Source organism: Dactylosporangium darangshiense, from assembly GCF_039537565.1.
Lineage (GTDB): Bacteria > Actinomycetota > Actinomycetes > Mycobacteriales > Micromonosporaceae > Dactylosporangium > Dactylosporangium darangshiense.
This window is the reverse complement of the sequence record NZ_BAABAT010000028.1, coordinates 60,696-78,836: the sequence shown is the minus strand read 5'-3', so window position 1 is coordinate 78,836 and position 18,141 is coordinate 60,696. Positions and strand designations below refer to the sequence as shown.

5 protein-coding genes are annotated in these 18,141 nt (G+C 72.4%); 2 read left to right on the top strand and 3 right to left on the bottom strand.

The window, feature by feature from the left end; translation table 11 throughout:
• Positions 1-52 precede the first annotated feature (52 nt).
• Together ABD901_RS37640 and ABD901_RS37635 are read left to right on the top strand one after the other, a co-directional pair.
• Complete coding sequence (locus ABD901_RS37640) at positions 53-10,570, top strand: LamG-like jellyroll fold domain-containing protein (protein ID WP_345134641.1); 10,518 nt, start codon at positions 53-55, stop codon at positions 10,568-10,570.
• A gap of 35 nt (positions 10,571-10,605) precedes the next feature.
• The gene (locus tag ABD901_RS37635; protein WP_345134639.1) at positions 10,606-13,944 is read left to right on the top strand and encodes a LamG-like jellyroll fold domain-containing protein; all 3,339 of its coding nucleotides are present in this window, start codon (positions 10,606-10,608) and stop codon (positions 13,942-13,944) included.
• On the opposite strand, the gene ABD901_RS37630 is transcribed toward ABD901_RS37635, so the two are convergent.
• The 3 genes from ABD901_RS37630 to ABD901_RS37620 form a co-directional block, all read right to left on the bottom strand.
• Positions 13,945-16,977, bottom strand: a complete 3,033-nt coding sequence (locus tag ABD901_RS37630) for a glycoside hydrolase family 3 C-terminal domain-containing protein (protein ID WP_345134637.1) — start codon at positions 16,975-16,977, stop codon at positions 13,945-13,947.
• Between the two features lie 148 nt (positions 16,978-17,125).
• Positions 17,126-17,602 carry a hypothetical protein gene (locus ABD901_RS37625; RefSeq protein WP_345134635.1) on the bottom strand — a complete coding sequence of 159 codons (477 nt, stop codon included), beginning with the start codon at positions 17,600-17,602 and terminating at the stop codon, positions 17,126-17,128.
• A 44-nt stretch (positions 17,603-17,646) separates the two neighbouring features.
• Positions 17,647-18,108 carry a MarR family winged helix-turn-helix transcriptional regulator gene (locus tag ABD901_RS37620; protein ID WP_345134633.1) on the bottom strand — a complete coding sequence of 154 codons (462 nt, stop codon included), beginning with the start codon at positions 18,106-18,108 and terminating at the stop codon, positions 17,647-17,649.
• Positions 18,109-18,141 lie beyond the last annotated feature (33 nt).

Sequence of the window (18,141 nt, the reverse complement as noted above, 5' to 3'; positions counted from 1 at the left end):
GAAGCGCGACATTCAATAGCGTCAACGTAGGACGTCCACCAGGCTACGTGCCGTGGAGCTTCCGGAGCGGGGCCGCTGGCGCGTACGCGCCAAGCGTTGGGTCGTCCTCGCCACGATGGTGGCGTTGGTGCTGAGTGTCGGCGGCGTTTCCGAGCCGCAGCGGCCGGGGAGCGGGTTCCCGCTCGGTGGGCTGCAATGGTTCCTCAACGACTGGCGCGAGAGCGGCCTGCCGGTGGTGGGCGGTCTTCCCGCACAGGCCCGGGGCGGCGACCCCGGGCCATCCCACGTCTCCGCCGACGACACGGACGCGCACCGCGGCTCCGGCCGGCCGCCCGGGCACGGCATCGGCGCGCTGCCCGAGTACGTCGACCCGAACTCGGCCGGCCAGAAACGGGCCGCGGCCGGCACGACACCGTCCCTCGCCGGCGACGCGAGCTTCAGCCCGGAGCACAGCCAGCGGCTGGCCTCGGCGGCGGCGGCGAACTCCGACGTCTACGCCAACCCCGACGGCTCGTACACGCGCAAGGTGTACCAGCAGCCCGTCAACTACAAGACGCCCGGCGGCTGGGTGCCGATCGACACCACCCTCGCCCGCGGCGGGGACGGCCGCTACCGGCAGCGGGCCAACGGCCTGGCCACCGACCTCGCGCCGGGTGCGGCCGACCCCAGCCTCGTGGAGCTGCGCGTCGACGGCGGGCACGGGCTGTCCTACGCCCTCGCGGGCGCCGGCAACGTCCCGGCCCGGGTCGACGGCGACACGGCCGTGTACGAAGGCGTGCTGCCCGGCGTCGACCTGCGCTTCGAGACCCGGGCCACCGGCGTGAAGGAGTCGCTGGTCCTGCACTCGGCGGACGCGCCGACGTCGTACACCTTCCCGCTGCGCCTGCAGGGCCTCACCCCGGCGCTGGAGACCGACGGCTCGGTGTCGCTGCGCGACGCCAGCGGCGCGGTGCGCGCGACGATCCCGGCCGGCTACATGACCGACTCGAAGTTCGACGAGCGCTCCGGCTCGTTCGCCCGCTCCGGCGGCGTGCGCTACGAGCTCGTCGACGGCCCGGCGCTGCGCATCAGCATCGACGGCGAGTGGCTGCGCGCGAAGGACCGGGTGTTCCCGGTGACCGTCGACCCGACCGTCGCGCTGGACGGGTCCGGCGACACCTACGCGTACAGCACCCAGCCAGGCAACAACAGCGGCGACAACGAGCTGCTCGCCGGCACCTGGAACGGCACCGCGAAGGCGTACTCGTTCATCCACTTCGACACCTTCGGCACCACGTTCGGCGGCGCGAAGATGTCGGCCGTCTCGCTGAAGATCTACGACTCGTGGGCGGCGACCTGCACCGCGAAGCCGTTCTCCGTCAACCCGATCACCCAGTCGTGGACGAACGCCTCGGTGAGCGCCTACCCCGGCCCGCCGTTCGGCGCCTCGATCGGCACCGTCACCGCCAACCCGGGCGCGGCCTGCACCAACACCGGCGGCGACCGCAGCATCGGCACCTGGATGACGGTGCCGCTGCAGACGGCGACGTTCCAGAGCTGGGCGCTGGGCGGCACGAACTACGGCCTGGCTATCACCGCGTCGCAGACCGACATCACGCAGTGGAAGCGGTTCACGTCGCTCAACGGACCGGCCAACCTCGGGCCGTACCTGCAGGTCACCTACGCGGCCGGCATGTCGCCGCAGGTCGACGAGCAGTTCCCGCCGAGCGGCTACGCCGTGCCGACGCTGACCCCGGAGCTGCTCGTCGCCGCGCACGACCCGGACTCCTTCCCGAGCCCGCTGACCTACGACTTCGCGGTCTACGACAAGAACGGCGCGAAGCTCACCGAGTCCGGCTGGATCTCCTCCCGCAGCTGGGTCGTGCCGGCCGGCACCCTCGCGTGGGGCCAGTCCTACAACTGGTCGGTCGTGGCCAGCGACGGCTACTCGACCAGCGCGTCGCAGACCGTCAACGCGCTGAGCACACCGGTGCCGCAGCCGCTGGTCACCTCGGAGCTGGCGCAGAACGGCGGGCAGGGCTTCGAGCCGAGCGTCGCCAACTACACGACCAGCGCCACCGACGCCTCCGTCGAGACGGTCGGCCCGGCGCTGGAGGTGACCCGCTCGTACAACAGCCAGGACCCGCGCACCGCATCCGCGTTCGGCGCCGGCTGGTCCAGCATCGTCGACACCCACGCCGAGGAGCAGCGCGACAACGGCGGCACCCTGCGCACCGTCATGGTCACCTACCCGGGCGGGCAGGACGTGGTGTTCGGGCGCAACCCCGACGGCAGCTACGCGCCGCCGATGGGCCGCTTCGCGACGTTCACCGCGATCACGGGCGGCTACCGGTTCGTCGACAAGGACGGCACCGTCTACACGTTCACCGCGGCCACCGGCGTCACCGGGCGCTACGGGATCACGTCGATCGCCGACGCGCAGGGCCGCGCCGAGACGTTCGGCTACGACGGCTCGGGCCGGCTGTCGACGATGACCGCGGTGTCGGGCCGATCGCTGCACCTGACGTGGTCGACGCCGTCCGGCGCCACCGCCGCGCACGTGGCGAGCGTCTACACCGACGGCGACGCGTCGATCGCCGAGACGTGGCAGTACGGCTACACCGGCGACCTGCTCACCAAGGTCTGCCCGCCGACGTCCGCGACGGCCTGCACCACCTACACGTACGGCACCAACTCGCAGTTCCCGACGACGGTGCTCAACGCCGGCCCGCGCTCCTACTGGCGGCTGGCCGAGCCCAGCGGCGCCCAGGCGGCCAGCGCCGTGCTCGACAACTACGGCACCGACGTGGCGACCTACCGCAACGTCACCCTCGGCCAGGCCGGCCCGCTGCCGGGCTCGGCGGCGAAGGCGGCGGCGTTCGACGGCACGTCCTCGGCCGTGCGGCTGCCCGCGCAGCTGGTCAGCACCGCCACCTACATGTCGGTCGGGCTGTGGTTCAAGGCCGCCGCCGGCGACCAGGGGCCGCTGTTCACCTACCAGGCCGACCCGATCGACAACCCCACGACCACCGGCAACTTCACCCCGGCGCTGTACGTCGGCGCCAGCGGCAAGCTCTACGGGCAGTTCTGGGACGGCGGCACGGCGCCGATGTCCACCGCCGCGTCCGTCGCCGACGGCCGGTGGCACCACGTGCTGCTGTCCGGCGCCGGCAGCCAGCAGTGGCTGTACCTCGACGGCGCGCAGGTCGGCACGAAGAGCGGCCGCATCCAGACGATCAACAACTTCAGCGCCGCCAACGAGTACGTCGGCGCCGGCTTCCTCGGCGGCGACTGGCCCGACGAGCCGCACGCCAGCACGACCAGCAACACCGGCTACGCCTCGTTCTTCAAGGGCGCCATCAGCGACGCCGTCTACTTCGACCGGTCGCTGACCGCGCCCGACGTCGCCGCGCTCTACCGCACCGCGACCGCGGCCGCCCACCCGCTCACCTCGATCGTGCGCCCGTCGGGCAACGCCTCGGCGGTCGTCGCCTACGACCCGGGCAGCGGCGCGGTCACGCAGGTGACCGACGCCAACGGCGGGGTGTGGAAGCTCAACCAGCCGCGGGTGTCGGGTTCGAGCAAGGTGTACGCCAGCACGGTCCTCGGCGCCGGCGCCGCCGACTACTGGCGCCTCGGCGAGACCGGCACCAGCGACGCCATCAACGAGGTCAACGGCACCGTCGCGTCCTACGACGGGGTCTCCCTCGGCGTGACCGGCGGCCCGTTCCCCGACGCGACCGTCGCCGGCTTCGACGGCACGAAGTCCAACCTGCGCCTGGCGCAGGGCTACGTGCCGGCGGCCGGCCCGATCTCGGTCAGCCTGTGGTTCAAGACGACCACGACCAATCGCACCATCTTCGGCTACTCCGCCGACCCGATCACCAACGCCTCGACGCCGACCGCGTTCACGCCGGCGCTGTACGTCGGCACCAGCGGCAAGCTGCTGGGCCAGTTCTGGCACTCCGACAGCGGCATGTTCACCTCCACGAAGGCCGTCAACGACGGCCAGTGGCACCACGTCGTGCTGTCGGCCGGCACCACGAGCCAGTCGATGTACCTCGACGGCGCGCTCGTCGGCACGAAGGCGGGCACGATCGGCGTCACCGGCCAGCCCTACACCTACGTCGGCGCCGGGTTCCTCGGCGGCAAGTGGCCGGACCAGAACCTCAACACGTCCGGCACGAACACCGCCTACCCGACGTACTTCAAGGGCCAGATCGCCGAGGTCGCCCTCTTCCGCGGCGAGCTGTCCGCGGCCCAGGTGACGGCGCAGTACACGGCCCGGGACGCGACCGCGGGCACCCCGGCGCGCACCGTCACCGTCACCGACCCGACGAACAAGACCATGACGTACGTGTACGACGTCGGCACCGGCCGCGCCCTGGCCGAGACCGACACGCTGGGCGGGCAGACGAAGTACGGCTACGACGAGGGCGGCTTCCTGCGCACCGTCACCGACCCCAACGGCAACGTCACCACCACCGAGCACGACGTGCGCGGCAACACGGTGTCGTCGACGACGTGCCAGGACCGCTCGGCGAACAAGTGCTCGACGGTCTACTTCACCTACTACCCGGACGCCACGACCAAGATCCTCACCCCGGACCCGCGCAACGACGTCATGCTGACGATGCGCGACGGGCGGTCGGCGTCGGCGACCGACAACACGTACCTGACCTCCTACACCTACGACGCCGCCGGCAACCGCACGGCCGTCACCGACCCGCTCGGGCGTGTCACCCGCACCACGTACACCGACGGCACCACCGTCGCCGCGGCCGATGGCGGGTTCGCGCCGCCCGGCCTGCCGATGACGCTGACCACGCCGGGCGGGGCGGTGCAGCGCATCGTGTACAACCGCAGCGGCGACGTGGCCAAGGTGACCGACCCGGCCGGCAAGGTGACCGAGTACACCTACGACGCGCTGGGCCGGGCGCTCACGCAGAAGGAGACCACCGACAGTTACCCGTCGGGGCTGGTCACCTCGTACCAGTACGACAAGCTCGACCGGGTCGTGCGCCAGAGCGACCCGCCGACCACCAACCGCGTCAGCGGCGCCGTGCACACCCAGGTCACCACGACGGCGTTCGACAGCGACGGCCTGACCACCTCGATCGTGCTCTCCGACGCCACCGGCGGCGACGCGTCGCGCAGCCAGACCACGACGTACAACGCGATCGGGCAGCCCGCGACCGTCACCGACGGGACCGGCAAGGTGACCCGATACGAGTACGACGTCTACGGCAACCCGGTGCACGAGATCGACGCCGACGGCACCGAGGTCGACTCGGCGTTCGACTCCGAGGGCAACCTGCTGACGACCACGATCGCCGGGTACACCGGCGACCCGAACAACCCGAGCGCTCCGGCGGACCTCGTCATCGAGCGCAACGCCTACGACCCGGCCGGGCGCCTGGCGTCGGAGACCGACGCGATGAACTGGGTCACCGAGTACACCTACACCGACAACGGCCTGCCGGCGAAGCAGACCCGCAGGGACCCGGCGACCGGCGCCACGTTCGTGCTGCAGGACGACACGTACGACGCCGCCGGCAACATCGTCGCGAAGGTCACCGGCAACGGCACCGCCCGCACCACCTACGTCGTCGACGCGGCCGGTCGCCCGGCGAGCTCGACGTTCGACCCGGCCGGGCTCAAGCGCACCAGCACCTACACCTACTCCCGCGACGACCGGCTCGTCGGCGAGACCCTCACCGACCCGACCGGCCTGGTCGCCTCCGTCGACACGATGTACGACCCGATGGGCCGCGTCACCGCGCAGACGCTGCACAACAGCCCGATGACCCCGGTCGCCCGCTACCGGCTCAACCAGAACGCGGCCGACTCGGCCGGCAACAACGCCGGCACCGCCACCGCGGTCACCTGGAGTACCGACCGGGGCGGCGCCGCCACCTTCAACGGCACCACGTCGGCGATCACCACCGCCGGGCCGGCGCTGGACACGGCGGCGAGCTTCACCGTGTCGGCGTGGGTCAACCTCGCCGACAGCACCGCCGTGCACAAGGCCGTCAGCGGCTCCGGCGCCCAGCAGGACGCCTTCGAGCTGCGCTACGACAACGACGTCAACCGCTGGCGGTTCGTCATGCGCGGCGCCGACGCGCCGGGCGCGGCTTCGGCGACGGTGACGTCGACGAGCGCTCCGGCGCTGGGCACCTGGACGCACCTCGCCGCCGTGTACGACGCGGGCAGCGGGGCGATGCGGCTCTACGTCAACGGCGCACTGCAGGCCAGCGGCACCACCGCCGCGTCGTTCACCGCCGGCGGGCCGCTGCTCATCGGCACGGGCCTGGCCGACGGTACCCGGGGCAACCCGTGGGCCGGCGGGATCAGCGACGTCCAGGTGTACTCCCGGGTGCTGAGCGCGACCGAGGTCTCCGCCGTCGCCGGGGGCACCGCGCCCGCCGCCGACGCCGGGGTGGTGCGCACCAGCTACCGCCTCGACCAGGACGGGCTGGCCCGTTCGATGACGGACCCGAACGGCAACGTCACCGACTACGACTACGACGAGGCCGGGCAGCTCACCGTCACCACGGGCCCGGCGGTCATGGCCGAGCGCAGCGGCGGCTCGCCGGTGCTGGCGCGGCCGGTCACCGCCGCCGGCTTCGACACCTTCGGCGAGCAGGTCGAGGAGCGCGACCCCAACGGCAACGTCGTCGTCACCGGCTACGACGCCGAGGGCCGCGAGACCTCGACCCGCCTGCCCGCGTACACCCCGCCCGGCGGCGGCGCGGCGATCACACCGGTCACGATCAGCACCTACGACAGCCTCGGGCAGCTCAGCACCACCACCGACCCGCTCGGCCGGGTGACCAGCTACGCCTACGACCAGCTCGGCCGGCTCGCGTCGGTCACCGAGCCCAGCGGCGGCGTGCGCAGCTTCACCTACGACGCGCTCGGCGACGAGCTGACCGACACCGACGCCACGGGCGCCCGCTCGGCCAGCACCTACGACTACCTCGGCCGGGTGGTGACCAAGACGGATGCGGTACGCCAGACCGGCGCCGCGTACACCAGCACCTACACCTACGGCACCAACGGCCTGCTGACCGGCGAGAAGACCCCGGCCGGCACGGTCGAGTCGACCACCTACAACGCCGCCGGCGAGCCGGTCACCAGCACCGACGCGGCCGGCATCGTCACCAACTACGCCTACGACGGCGCCGGCCGGCCGACCCGCACCACTCTGGCCGACGGCACCTACAGCGTCACCAGCTACGACATGGCCGGCCGGCAGACCGCCGACGCCGACTACGACGCCGCGGGCACCCTGCTGCGGCGCGCCACCAGCCGCTACGACGCCGCCGGCAACGTGGTCGCCTCGACCGACGCGCGCGGCACCACGACCACGTTCAACTACGACCCGACCGGCCTGGTGCTCTCGGAGGTCCAGCCGGTCACGGCCACCGAGTCGATCACGACGTCGTTCGGCTACGACGCGGGCGGCAACCGCACCCGGTTCACCGACGGGCGCGGCAACCAGTTCCTCACCACGTACAACGCGTGGAACCTGCCCGAGTCCACGATCGAGCCGGCCACGAGCTGGTATCCGAACGCCGCCGACCGCACGTACACCATCACCTACGACGCCAACGGCCAGCCGACCCGGCTCGCGCTGCCCGGCGGCGCGAGCGTGGCGATGACCTACGACAACGTCGGCAACCTGGTCAAGCAGACCGGCACGGGCGCGGAGGTGGCCACGGCCGACCGCAGCTTCGGCTACGACCTGGCCGGCCGGCTCACCAGCGCCACCGCGGTCGACGGCACGAACACCTTCACCTACGACGACCGGGGCCTGCTGCTGACGGCGTCGGGCCCGTCGGGCGGCTCGACCTTCACCTACACCGCCGACGGGCTCGTGGCCTCCCGGGCCGACGCCGCCGGCACCACCACCTACGGCTACGACACCGCCGACCGGCTCTCCAGCGTCACCAACGCCGGCGCGGGCCTCGCGGCGACCCTGAGCTACAACAACCTGTCCCAGGTCAAGAGCATCCTGTACGGCACCGGCGGCGACACCCGCTCGTTCGGCTACGACACCCTGCACCGCCTCGTCACCGACGAGCTCAAGACGGCCGGCGGCGCCTCGGTCGGCAAGATCGGCTACGGCTACGACGCCAACGACAACGAGACGTCGAAGACGACCACCGGCTTCGCCGGCGCGGCGGCCAACGCCTACACCTACGACCTGGCCGACCGGCTCACGTCGTGGAACAACGGCAGCGTCACCACCGCCTACGCCTACGACAAGTCCGGCAACCGCATCCAGGCGGGCACCCGGACGTTCAACTACGACCAGCGCAACCAGCTCACGAGCTCCAGCGACGGCACCACGTACCAGTACACCGCCCGCGGCACCCTCAAGGCCACGGTGGTGCCGGGCGAGGGCGCCATGGCCACCCAGTCCGACGCCTTCGGGCAGGCGCTGAGCCAGGACGCGCCGGGCGGCGTGCACGAGACCTACACCTACGACGCGCTCGGCCGCGCCCTGCGGCCCGGGTTCTCCTACAGCGGCGCCGAGAACGACCTCGCCGCCGACGGCACCAGCACCTACGTCCGCGACCCGGACGGCGACCTGGCCGCCGAGACGTCCGGCACGCTCAAACGCATAGCCTGGACCGACCAGCACGACGACGTCGTCGGGCAGTTCCTGCCCACCGGCACCGCGCTGACCGGCTCGACGACGTACGACCCGCTGGGCAAGGTCACCACCAGCACCGGCATGATCGGCAGCCTCGGCTACCAGTCGGAGTGGACCGACGGGCTCACCAACCGCGTCAACATGCAGGCGCGCTGGTACAACACCGACACCGGCCAGTTCGACAGCCGCGACGGCGCCGACGTCGACCCGGTGCCGGACTCGGTCGCCGCCAACCGCTTCGCCTACGCCGACGACAACCCGCTCACCGAGACCGACCCGACCGGGCAGTGGGGCATCGGCAGCATCTTCAAGAAGGTCAAGAAGGCGGCCACCCACGTCACGCACGCCGTCGTGCACGCGGTGAAGAAGGTCGTGCACAAGGTGGTGCACGCCGTGAAGAAGGTCGTCAAGAAGGTCGTGCACGCGGTGCGCAAGGTGGTGCACCGGGTCGTCCACGCGGTCAAGCACGTCTACCACAGCGTCAAGAAGTACGTCACCCGCAAGATCAGACAGGTGCGCCATTACGTGGCCCGCAAGGTCGCGCAGGTCAAACGCAAGGTCCGGCAGGTGTACCACCGCGTGAAACAGGCCGCCAAGCACGTGGCCGCGCGGGTCGTGCGGGTCACCAAGAAGGTCGCCACGCACGTCAGGGACGCCTACCACGCCACCGAGAAGTTCGTGAAGGACCACAAGAACGCGATCATCGAGATCGCCGCCATCGGTGTCGGCATCGTCGGCGCCCTGGCGTGCACCGCGGCCACCGCCGGCGCCGGCGCGGTCGCCTGCATGGTCGGCGCCGCGGCCATCATCAACGTGGCCAAGGACGCCGCCGAGGGCAACATCCACGACCTCGGCGACCTCGCACAGTCGGCCGGCACCGGCGCGCTGTCGGGCCTCGCCGGCGGCGTCGGCGGCGCGGTCGGCGGCCGACTGGCCACCGGCGTGATGAGCAAGCTCGGCCCGTTCGCGGCGTCGTTCGCCGGGCGCACCCTGTCCGGCGCGGTCAACGGCGGCGCCGGAGACGCGGTCAGCCAGTTCATGCTCACCGGGCACGTCAACGTCAAGGGCGTGGTGACCGGCGCCGGGATCGGCGCGGTGTTCGGCGGCTTCAGCGGCGGCGCCCGGCGCACGCCCGAGCCGGAGGGCTCGCCCAAGCGCGGCGTGTCCGGCTGCCGGCACAGCTTCGCACCGGGCACCCGGGTGCTCATGGCCGACGGCACCACCCGGGCGATCGAGGACGTCCGCCTCGGCGACCGGGTCCTGGCCACCGACCCGGCCACCGGCCGGACCACGGCGCGGACGGTGCAGCTGCTGCACCGCAACCGCGACCGGGACCTGACCGACGTCACCGTCGACGACGGCGGGCGGGTCAGCGTCATCCACACGACCGACCACCACCCGTTCTGGGACGCCGCGGCCGGCAAGTGGAGTGAGGCCGCGCTGCTGCGGGCCGGCGCCTCCACGCTCACCGGCCCCGACGGGCGGACCCTGCGCGTCACCGGCGTGCAGAGCTTCACCGGCGAGCAGGACATGGACGACCTCACCGTCGAGGGCGTGCACACCTACTACGTGGTGACCGCCGGGGCGCCCGTCCTGGTGCACAACTGCGGCGAGGAGGGCGACGGCCCCGACGCGGGCAACGGTGGCAACGGCGGCGGCACACCCAAGAAGCGCAAGACCGCCGCGTCGGAGGGGGAGGAGCGGCAGGAGAACCACCGCAAGGACTTCGCGAACGCGGCCGAGCTCGACAAGGCCCGCAGCGACGCGGTGGCCAACGTCGCCACCGTCGGCAAGACCGTGACGTCGATCATGCACGGCGCCCCGGCGGCGGGCGCGATGTCCGGCGACCCGATCGGCTCCCTGGCCATGGTGGCCGCGGCGCTCGGGGTCGGCCTGCGCAACGCCTGGCGCCGCTTCCGGAACCGATGAACCTTCCCCGGCTTGAACGCTATGGAGTCCTCGAGATGTCCTTCGTGAACCGCGCCGTACTGGCCGGGGCCGTGGCGGTGGTGCTCACCGCCGCCGCGGTCCCCGGACCGGCCGCCGCATCCGTGAGCCTGTCCACCAGCAAGGTGGGTGTGCAGCAGGTGCTCTTCCGCAGCGGTACCGCGGGATACGGCTGTTTCCGCATCCCCGCGCTGCTGCGCACGAAGGCGGGCAGCCTGCTCGCCTTCGCCGAGGCCCGTAAGTCCCCGACGTGCGCCGACCGCGGCGAAATCGACCTCGTTGTCCGCCGCTCCACGAACAACGGCCGCACCTGGGGCCCGATCCGGCTGGTGCTGTCCGGCAGCGACACCGACCCGGCGGCCCCCTACACGCGCGGCAACCCGGCGCCGGTCGTCGACATGACCACCGGCCGCATCCTGCTCGTCACCACCTCCAACCCGGCCACCCTCTCCGGCAAGCGCCTGCCCTGGGTCCAGAGCAGCGACGACGACGGCCTCACCTGGTCGGCGGCCCGGGCCATGAACGTCAACTTCAGCGGCAGCGACTCCGGCTGGTTCGCCACCGGGCCGTCGCACGGCATCCAGCTCACCACCGGCGCGCACGCCGGCCGGCTCGTCGTCGGCGCGCACCAGCAGCCGAACAGCACCACCGTCAACGCGGGCGTGCTCTACAGCGACGACCACGGCGACACCTGGCACGCCAGTGTGGCCGCGAACTCCTTTGTCGAAGGCGTGATGAACCCCGGCGAGGTCTCCGTCGCCGAGCTGCCCGACGGCAGCGTCTACGCCGCCGCCCGCAACCAGATCGGGTCGACGGGCAACCACCGGGCCCGGGCCGTGAGCGCCGACGGCGGCGACACCATGCCCGCCTTCACCGCGGTGCCGTCGCTCGTCTCGCCGGACGTGGAGGGCGCGGTGCTGACGCTGCGTTCGACGTACCAGAGCAAAGCCCTCGACACGATGCTCTTCTCCGGCCCGTCGAACCCGACGACTCGCAACCAGCTGCAAATTCGCTACTCGACCGACAAGGGCGTCACCTGGAAGAGCCCGGCGGGCGGGCTCGTCACCGACGAGCGGTCCGGCTACTCCGACCTCGCCGAGCTCACCGACGGGGAGATCGGCGTGCTCTACGAGGGCGGCGCGACGACCGACGAGCTCGGCAACACCGGCTTCTCCGCCGACGAGATCCGCTTCGTGCGCTTCACGCCGGCTCAGCTCGGGCTGCCCGGCACGTTCACCGGCGTGCCCTGGCCGCAGGCCTCACCGGCCGCCGCGGCCAGCACGCCCGACGTGACCGGCGAGGCCAACGACGCCCTGCTGCGCGGCAACGCCGCCCTCGCCGCCGGCCGGTTCGGACAGGGCCTCACCCTCGACGGCGCCGGCGACTACGCCGAGATCCCCTACGCCCGCACGATCGACCCCGGCGCCGGCGACTTCACGTACTCGCTGTGGTTCAACTACCAGGCCACGGCGGCGAGCCCGCAACAGGTGCTGCTGTGGGGCTACGGTTTCGGCGCCGGCGAGCCCCAGCTGTGGCTGCGCGCCCAGCCGGCGCAGGACCGCCTCTACGCCTGGGTCGAGGGCGTCGGCGGCCGTGCCGAGATCGCCCTGCCGGACCCGTCGGCGGCCACCGCCTTCGGCGACGGCGCCTGGCACCACCTGTCCCTGGTCCGCGCCGGCGCGCAGGCCACCCTGACCGTCGACGGCGCCGTCACCGGCTCCGCGACGGGCCTGTCGGGCTCGGTCACCGGCTCCGCGGCCGGCGGCGTCGACGGGCTGCGCCTCGGCTCCCGGCCCGACGGCACCGCCACCGAGGCGTTCGCCGGATCCCTCGACGAGTTCCGGCTGTACCGCACGGCGCTCGGCACGGGCCAGCTCGACCAGGTCCGCGCGAACGCCGACGTGCCCGGCGCCGCCCTCGGGGTGCGGCTGCCGTTCCAGGTCATCGACGGCGCCACCGTTCCCACGCGGGTCAAGGTGGCCGTCGAGGACGACATGTCCGGGCACTGCGCGACGGCCACCCTGCTCGGCGGTGCGCCGAGCCTCGTGGCCGGGCACGTCAACGACAAGGCCCTCGCCGTCAACACCGCGCACCCGGGCGTGGAGGCGCCGTTCGTGCCGACGCTGGACGTCGGCGCCGGTGACTTCACGTTCACGACGTGGCTGCAGTACTCCGCGACGAGCGCCTCGCCCAACCAGGTGCTGTTCTGGGCGTACGGCATGGGCGCCGATACCCCGCAGGTCTGGCTGCGCGCGCAGCCGGCGCAGGACCGGCTCTACGCCTGGGTGGAGACCGCGGCCGGCCCGGTCGGCGTCGCCCTGCCCGACTCTTCGTCGGCGACCGCGTTCGGCAACGGGGCCTGGCACGCCGTGACGCTCACGCGGACCGGCGGGCAGGTGCGGCTCGCCGTCGACGGCGCGGCGGCCACCGCCACGGGGCTGACCGGCTCGATCACCGCGGGCCACGGCCTCTCGGGGCTCCGGCTGGGCTCGCGGCTCGACGGCGCCGACGTGCTCGCCGGCAACCTGGACGAGTTCCGGGTGTACCGCCGAGCCCTGACACCGGCAGAGACCACCGCCCTGGCCGGCGGCGCCTACCCGGGCGACAACCCGGCCGTGCGCTGGACCTTCGAGTCCGGCTACACGCAGGCCCACAACGTGGTGCGCCCGAGCCCGGCGAGCGGGCCGACCACCTACGACGCGACCGTGCACTGCAACACCGCCTACGTGCGCGGCGGCGCACAGCCGACGACGGCGGGCCGGTTCGGCGCGGCGCTCGCCTTCGACGGCGTCGACGACGCCGTGCAGGTCCCGTACTCGTCGGCGACCGCGATCGGCGCCGGGGACTTCACGGTGTCGTTCTGGCTGCGGTACGCCTCCGGAGCCGGCGACCAGGTGCTGCTGTGGGCGTACGGCGTCGGCGCCGCCAACCGGCAGCTGTGGCTGCGGGCGAGCCCGTCCCGCGACGGCCTCTACGCCGCGTTCGAAACCGACGCGGCCACGACGATGCTGACCGCGACCGACGCCTCGGCGGCGGTGGCGTTCGGCGACAACCAGTGGCACCACGTCGCCCTGAGCCGCGCCGGCGGCACGCTGTCGCTGTCCGTCGACGGCGTCGCGCTGGCCACCGGCACGGCGCCGCCCGGCTCGGCCACGTATGGCGACGCGTTCGCCGTCGACGGCCTCCAGCTCGGCGCGAAGCCGGGCGGCGGTGACCAATTCAAGGGCTCCCTCGACGAGTTCCGGGTCTTCCGCCGCTCGCTGACGGCGGCCGAGGCCGACGATGTCCGGGTGAACAACGCCGACCTCGGCACCGTGACCTCGGTTCGGTTGCCCTTCGAGGTGGTCGGTTCCTAGTCAGTGCAGTGGCACCGTCACCGTGGCCGGGACCGTTTCGGTCCCGGCCAGCGGCAGGTTGCGCGAGGAGTCGCCGACCAGGATCTGGTACGCCCCGGCGGAGGCCACCCACGCGTTGGACGCGGTGTCCCAGTGCGCGAACGCCCGCATCGGCAGCGTGAACGTCACCGTCGCCGACGCGCCCGGGTTGAGCGTGACCCGTTGGAAGCCCTGCAGCTGGTGCGGCGGCTCCCCGTTGGCGGCGGGGTGGCCGACGTAGAGCTGCGCCACCTCGGTGCCGGCGCGGGAGCCGGTGTTCGTCACCGTCGCGGTCACCGTCGCCTGGTTGCCGGCGATGGCGTTCACGTGCAGATTGCTGAAGCCGAACGTGGTGTACGACAGGCCGAAGCCGAACGGGAACATCGGCGCGACGTTGCGCGCGTCGTACCAGCGGTAGCCGATGTTCATGCCCTCGGAGTACTGCACCTGGCCGTTGACGCCGGGCCACTGCGCGGCGGTGCTCGTCGGCATGTTGGACAGCGACGTCGGGAAGCTGATCGGCAGGTGCCCGGACGGGTTCGCGTCGCCGAAGAGCAGCGCGGCGATCGCCTTGCCCCAGCCCTGGCCGTCGTAGAAGCCCTCGAACACGCCCGCCACCTGGTTCAGCCACGGCATGAGGATGGCGGCGTTGTTGTTGAGCACCACGATCGTGCGCGGGTTGGCCGCGGCCACCGCGGCAATGAGCGCGTCCTGGTTGTTGGGCAGGTTGAGGCTGGTGTTGTCGCCCTCCTCGTGGCCGTAGTTGTCGCTGGCGAACACGACCGCGACGGTGGAGGAGCGCGCGAGGTTGGCGGCCGCGGCCTGGTCGGCGCCCTCGTTGTAGGTGACGGTGACGCCGGTGCCGGCCACCCGGTTCTGGATGCCGGTGATCGGCCAGATCGTGCCGGAGCTGGTGACCGTGCCGCTGCCGCCGCCGATGGTCTGCGTGCCGGCGCCGGCGTCGACGCCGATCACGGCGATCGAGCTGCCGCCGGTCGTGGCCAGGGGCAGGACGCCGTTGTTCTTGAGCAGGACCGTGCCCTCCAGGGCGCCCTGCACGGCGACCTGCTGGTGCGCGTACGTGGTGACGGTGGCCGTGGACGAGCCGCTGGGCGCCTTGTTGAACATGCCGAAGTCGAACATCTTCGTGAGCACCCGGGTCACCATCGTGTCGAGGGTGGCCTGGCTGACCTGGCCGTTCTGCACCGCCTGGGCGAGGAAGTCGGCGTAGAAGTACCCGCCGGGCATCTCCATCGTCATGCCGGCGTTGGCGGACTCGACCGTCGAGTGCGCACCGCCCCAGTCGGAGCCGACGAAGCCGGTGAACCCGGCCTGCTGGTACAGCGGGATGTTCAGCAGCTGCGGGTTCTGGCACGCGGGGACGTTGTTGACGTTGCTGTACCCGCACATCACCGACGCCGCGCCGCCCTGCGTGATCGAGGTCTGGAACGCCGGCAGGTAGATCTCCTGCAGGGTGCGCTGGTCGACGATGATCGTGCCGGCCGGCTGCTCGATGTTGTACGCGGCCGCGTGCTTGACCTGGGCCATGACGCCCTGGCTCTGGATGCCCTGCACGTCGGCGGCGGCCATCTGCCCGGCCAGGTAGGGGTCCTCGCCGTAGGTCTCGAACGAGCGGCCCCAGCGCGGGTCGCGGATCATGTTGATCGTCGGGCCGAGCGCGACGTTGACGCCCTTGCCGGCGAACTCGGCGCCGATCGTCTGCCCGTAGAGCTTGGCGTAGGCGGAGTCGAACGTGGCCGCGGTCGTCACGCCGTCGGGCATCTGGGTGACGCCGCCGAGCCCGTCGCCGACGCCGGACGGGCCGTCCTGGAAGTTGATGGTCGGGATGCACAGCGACGGGATGCCGATCACCTCGCCGATGTACGTCTTCGTCGGGTTGGTGCCGTGCAGCAGCATCGTCTTCTGCTGCAGCGTCATCTGCCCCAGCAGCTGGGCGACCTTCGTGGCCGTCGGCGCCGAGGAGTTCACCCACGCGCAGTTGCCCGGCGCCGGCTGCGTCGGGGTCGGGGTGGGCGTGGCGACGACGCCGCCGACGGTGTACACCCCGAACTCCCACAGCGAGTAGCCGTAGCCGGTGGCGCGGGCGGTGCCGTACATCCGCACGTACCGCGCGGTGCCGCTCACCGTGATCGTCTGGGTGCCGCCGCTGCCGGTCGTGGTGGAGTACACCGTCGTCCAGCTGCTCGCGTTGCTCGACAGCTGGATCTGGAACGCGGTGGCGTACGCCGCCTCCCACTGCAGCTTCACCTGGCAGACCGGCAGGCCGGCGCCGAGGTCGACCTGGATCCACTGCGGGTCGCTGAACAGGCTGGACCAGCGGCTGCCCGTGTTGTCGTCGATGGCGGCGGCGGCGCTGCTGCCGTCGTTCTCGGCCGAGGAGGCGCTCGCCGTGCCGTAGAGGGCGGCGTTGGTGGTGCCGCAGCCGCCGGCCGGCGTGGTCGGCGTGCCCGGCGTCGTCGGGGTGCCGGTCGGCCCGGTGCCCAGCGTGCCGTTCACCTGGAACTCCCACAGCGAGTAGCCGTAGGCGGTGGTGCGGGCCGTGCCGTACATGCGCACGTACCGCCCGGTCCCGGTGATGTTGAGCGTCTGCGTGCCCCCGGCGCCGGTCGTGGTCGAGTAGATGCTCGCCCAGTTCGCGCCGTCGGCGGACGTCTGGATCTGGAACGACTTGCCGGCCGCGGTCTCCCACTGCAGGACGACCTGGCTGATGGTGGCGGTGCCGCCCAGGTCGACCTGGATCCACTGCGGGTCGCTGAAGGCGCTGGACCAGCGGGTGCCGGCGTCGCCGTCGACGGCGGAGGTGGCCGGGAAGACGGCGTTCTCGGTCGAGGAGGCGGTGGCGGGCCGGCCCTGCGACAGCAGCGTGGCCGCGGCGCTGGCGGGCAGCGCGACCAGGGCGGTCCAGGCCACCAGCGCGAGCGTGGCGGCGGCGAGCAGGAGCGGTTTGCGCAGTTGTCGGGCGCGTTGCAGCGCCGGTAGGGCTTCTACCGTCATGGCGGGGCGTACCTCGGCTCTTGGAGTGTGATCGGGCGGCGGGTGTGGATGATCACGGAGAGAGCGCTCTCTCGGGAGCATCGCCCCCAATGGCCGTCGATGTCAACTCGACAGTGTCAGGTGATGGTGGTGTTCAGGCGATGGTTGGTCAGGGCCGGGCCGCGATGAAGTCGTGGATCCGCACGGCGAGCGCCGGCAGGGCCACGGTGCCGTCGACGACAAGGTCGGCGAGCTGGCGGCCGGGCGCGACGTTGCGGGCGTGCGCGTCGCGGCCGCCGTCGAGGTAGGCGCGCAGGACCGCCCGCGGGTCGTCCTGGCTCAGCGCACGGCGGGCGAGGCTGATGTCCGGCGGCGTGTCGACGTAGACAGTCCACCGCGCGGCCCAGCGAATCGGGGGCAGGGTCAGCGCGAACACGCCCTCGATCACGACCAGCGAGGCGTCCTCGAAGACGTCGAGCCGGTGCTGCAGCGCGACCAGGTCGACGCTGTGCTGGTCCTCGCCGGCGCTGTCGGCCAGCCCCACGACCGGCGCGTCGGCGCGCTTGGCCACGGCTTCGGCGATGCTGGTCTTGCCCGCCCCCGCCGGGCCGCCGATGACGAGCAGGGGCGGCAGCACGCGCATCATGATGGGCGTCACCCTACCGTGCCGGCGGGCCGCGCACGATCCCGTTACGGGCGGGTCTGCAGCGGCACCACCGTCGATGCGTCGTGCGCCCGCAGGACCTTGCCCAGCGCGGCCGCCACCGCCTGGGCCTCGGTGCGGCTCATGCGGCCGGTGAAGTGCCGCTCGATGCCGGCGACATAGGTGGGCGAGGCGGCCCGCAGCCGCGCCCGCCCGGCCGGGGTGAGCTTCGCGAACGCGGAGCGCCGGTCGTCGGGGTTGGCCTCGCGCTCGACCAGCCCGGCCCGCTCGAGCTCGTCGACGACGCGGCTGACCCGGCTGCGGCTGACGACCGCGGCGGCGCCCAGCGCCGACATGGTGAGCCGCCGGCCCGGCGCCGCGTTGAGCTCGAGCAGCACGTCGTACCACGTCAGGGGGAGCCCGTGCGCGGCCTGCAGCTCCTGGTCGAGCAGCGGTGTCAGCGCCGCGTGCACCCGCAGCAGCGTCGCCCAGGCGGCGGTGGAGTCCATGCTCACACCGTACCAGTCTTGTGCGCACGCACG

What these genes read in the sequence shown, in the direction of transcription:
- ABD901_RS37630 (WP_345134637.1), bottom strand. Translation starts at nt 16,977, where the DNA reads ATGACGGTAGAAGCCCTACCGGCGCTGCAACGCGCCCGACAACTGCGC.
- ABD901_RS37620 (WP_345134633.1), bottom strand. Translation starts at nt 18,108, where the DNA reads ATGGACTCCACCGCCGCCTGGGCGACGCTGCTGCGGGTGCACGCGGCG.
- ABD901_RS37625 (WP_345134635.1), bottom strand. Translation starts at nt 17,602, where the DNA reads ATGATGCGCGTGCTGCCGCCCCTGCTCGTCATCGGCGGCCCGGCGGGG.
- ABD901_RS37635 (WP_345134639.1), top strand. Translation starts at nt 10,606, where the DNA reads ATGTCCTTCGTGAACCGCGCCGTACTGGCCGGGGCCGTGGCGGTGGTG.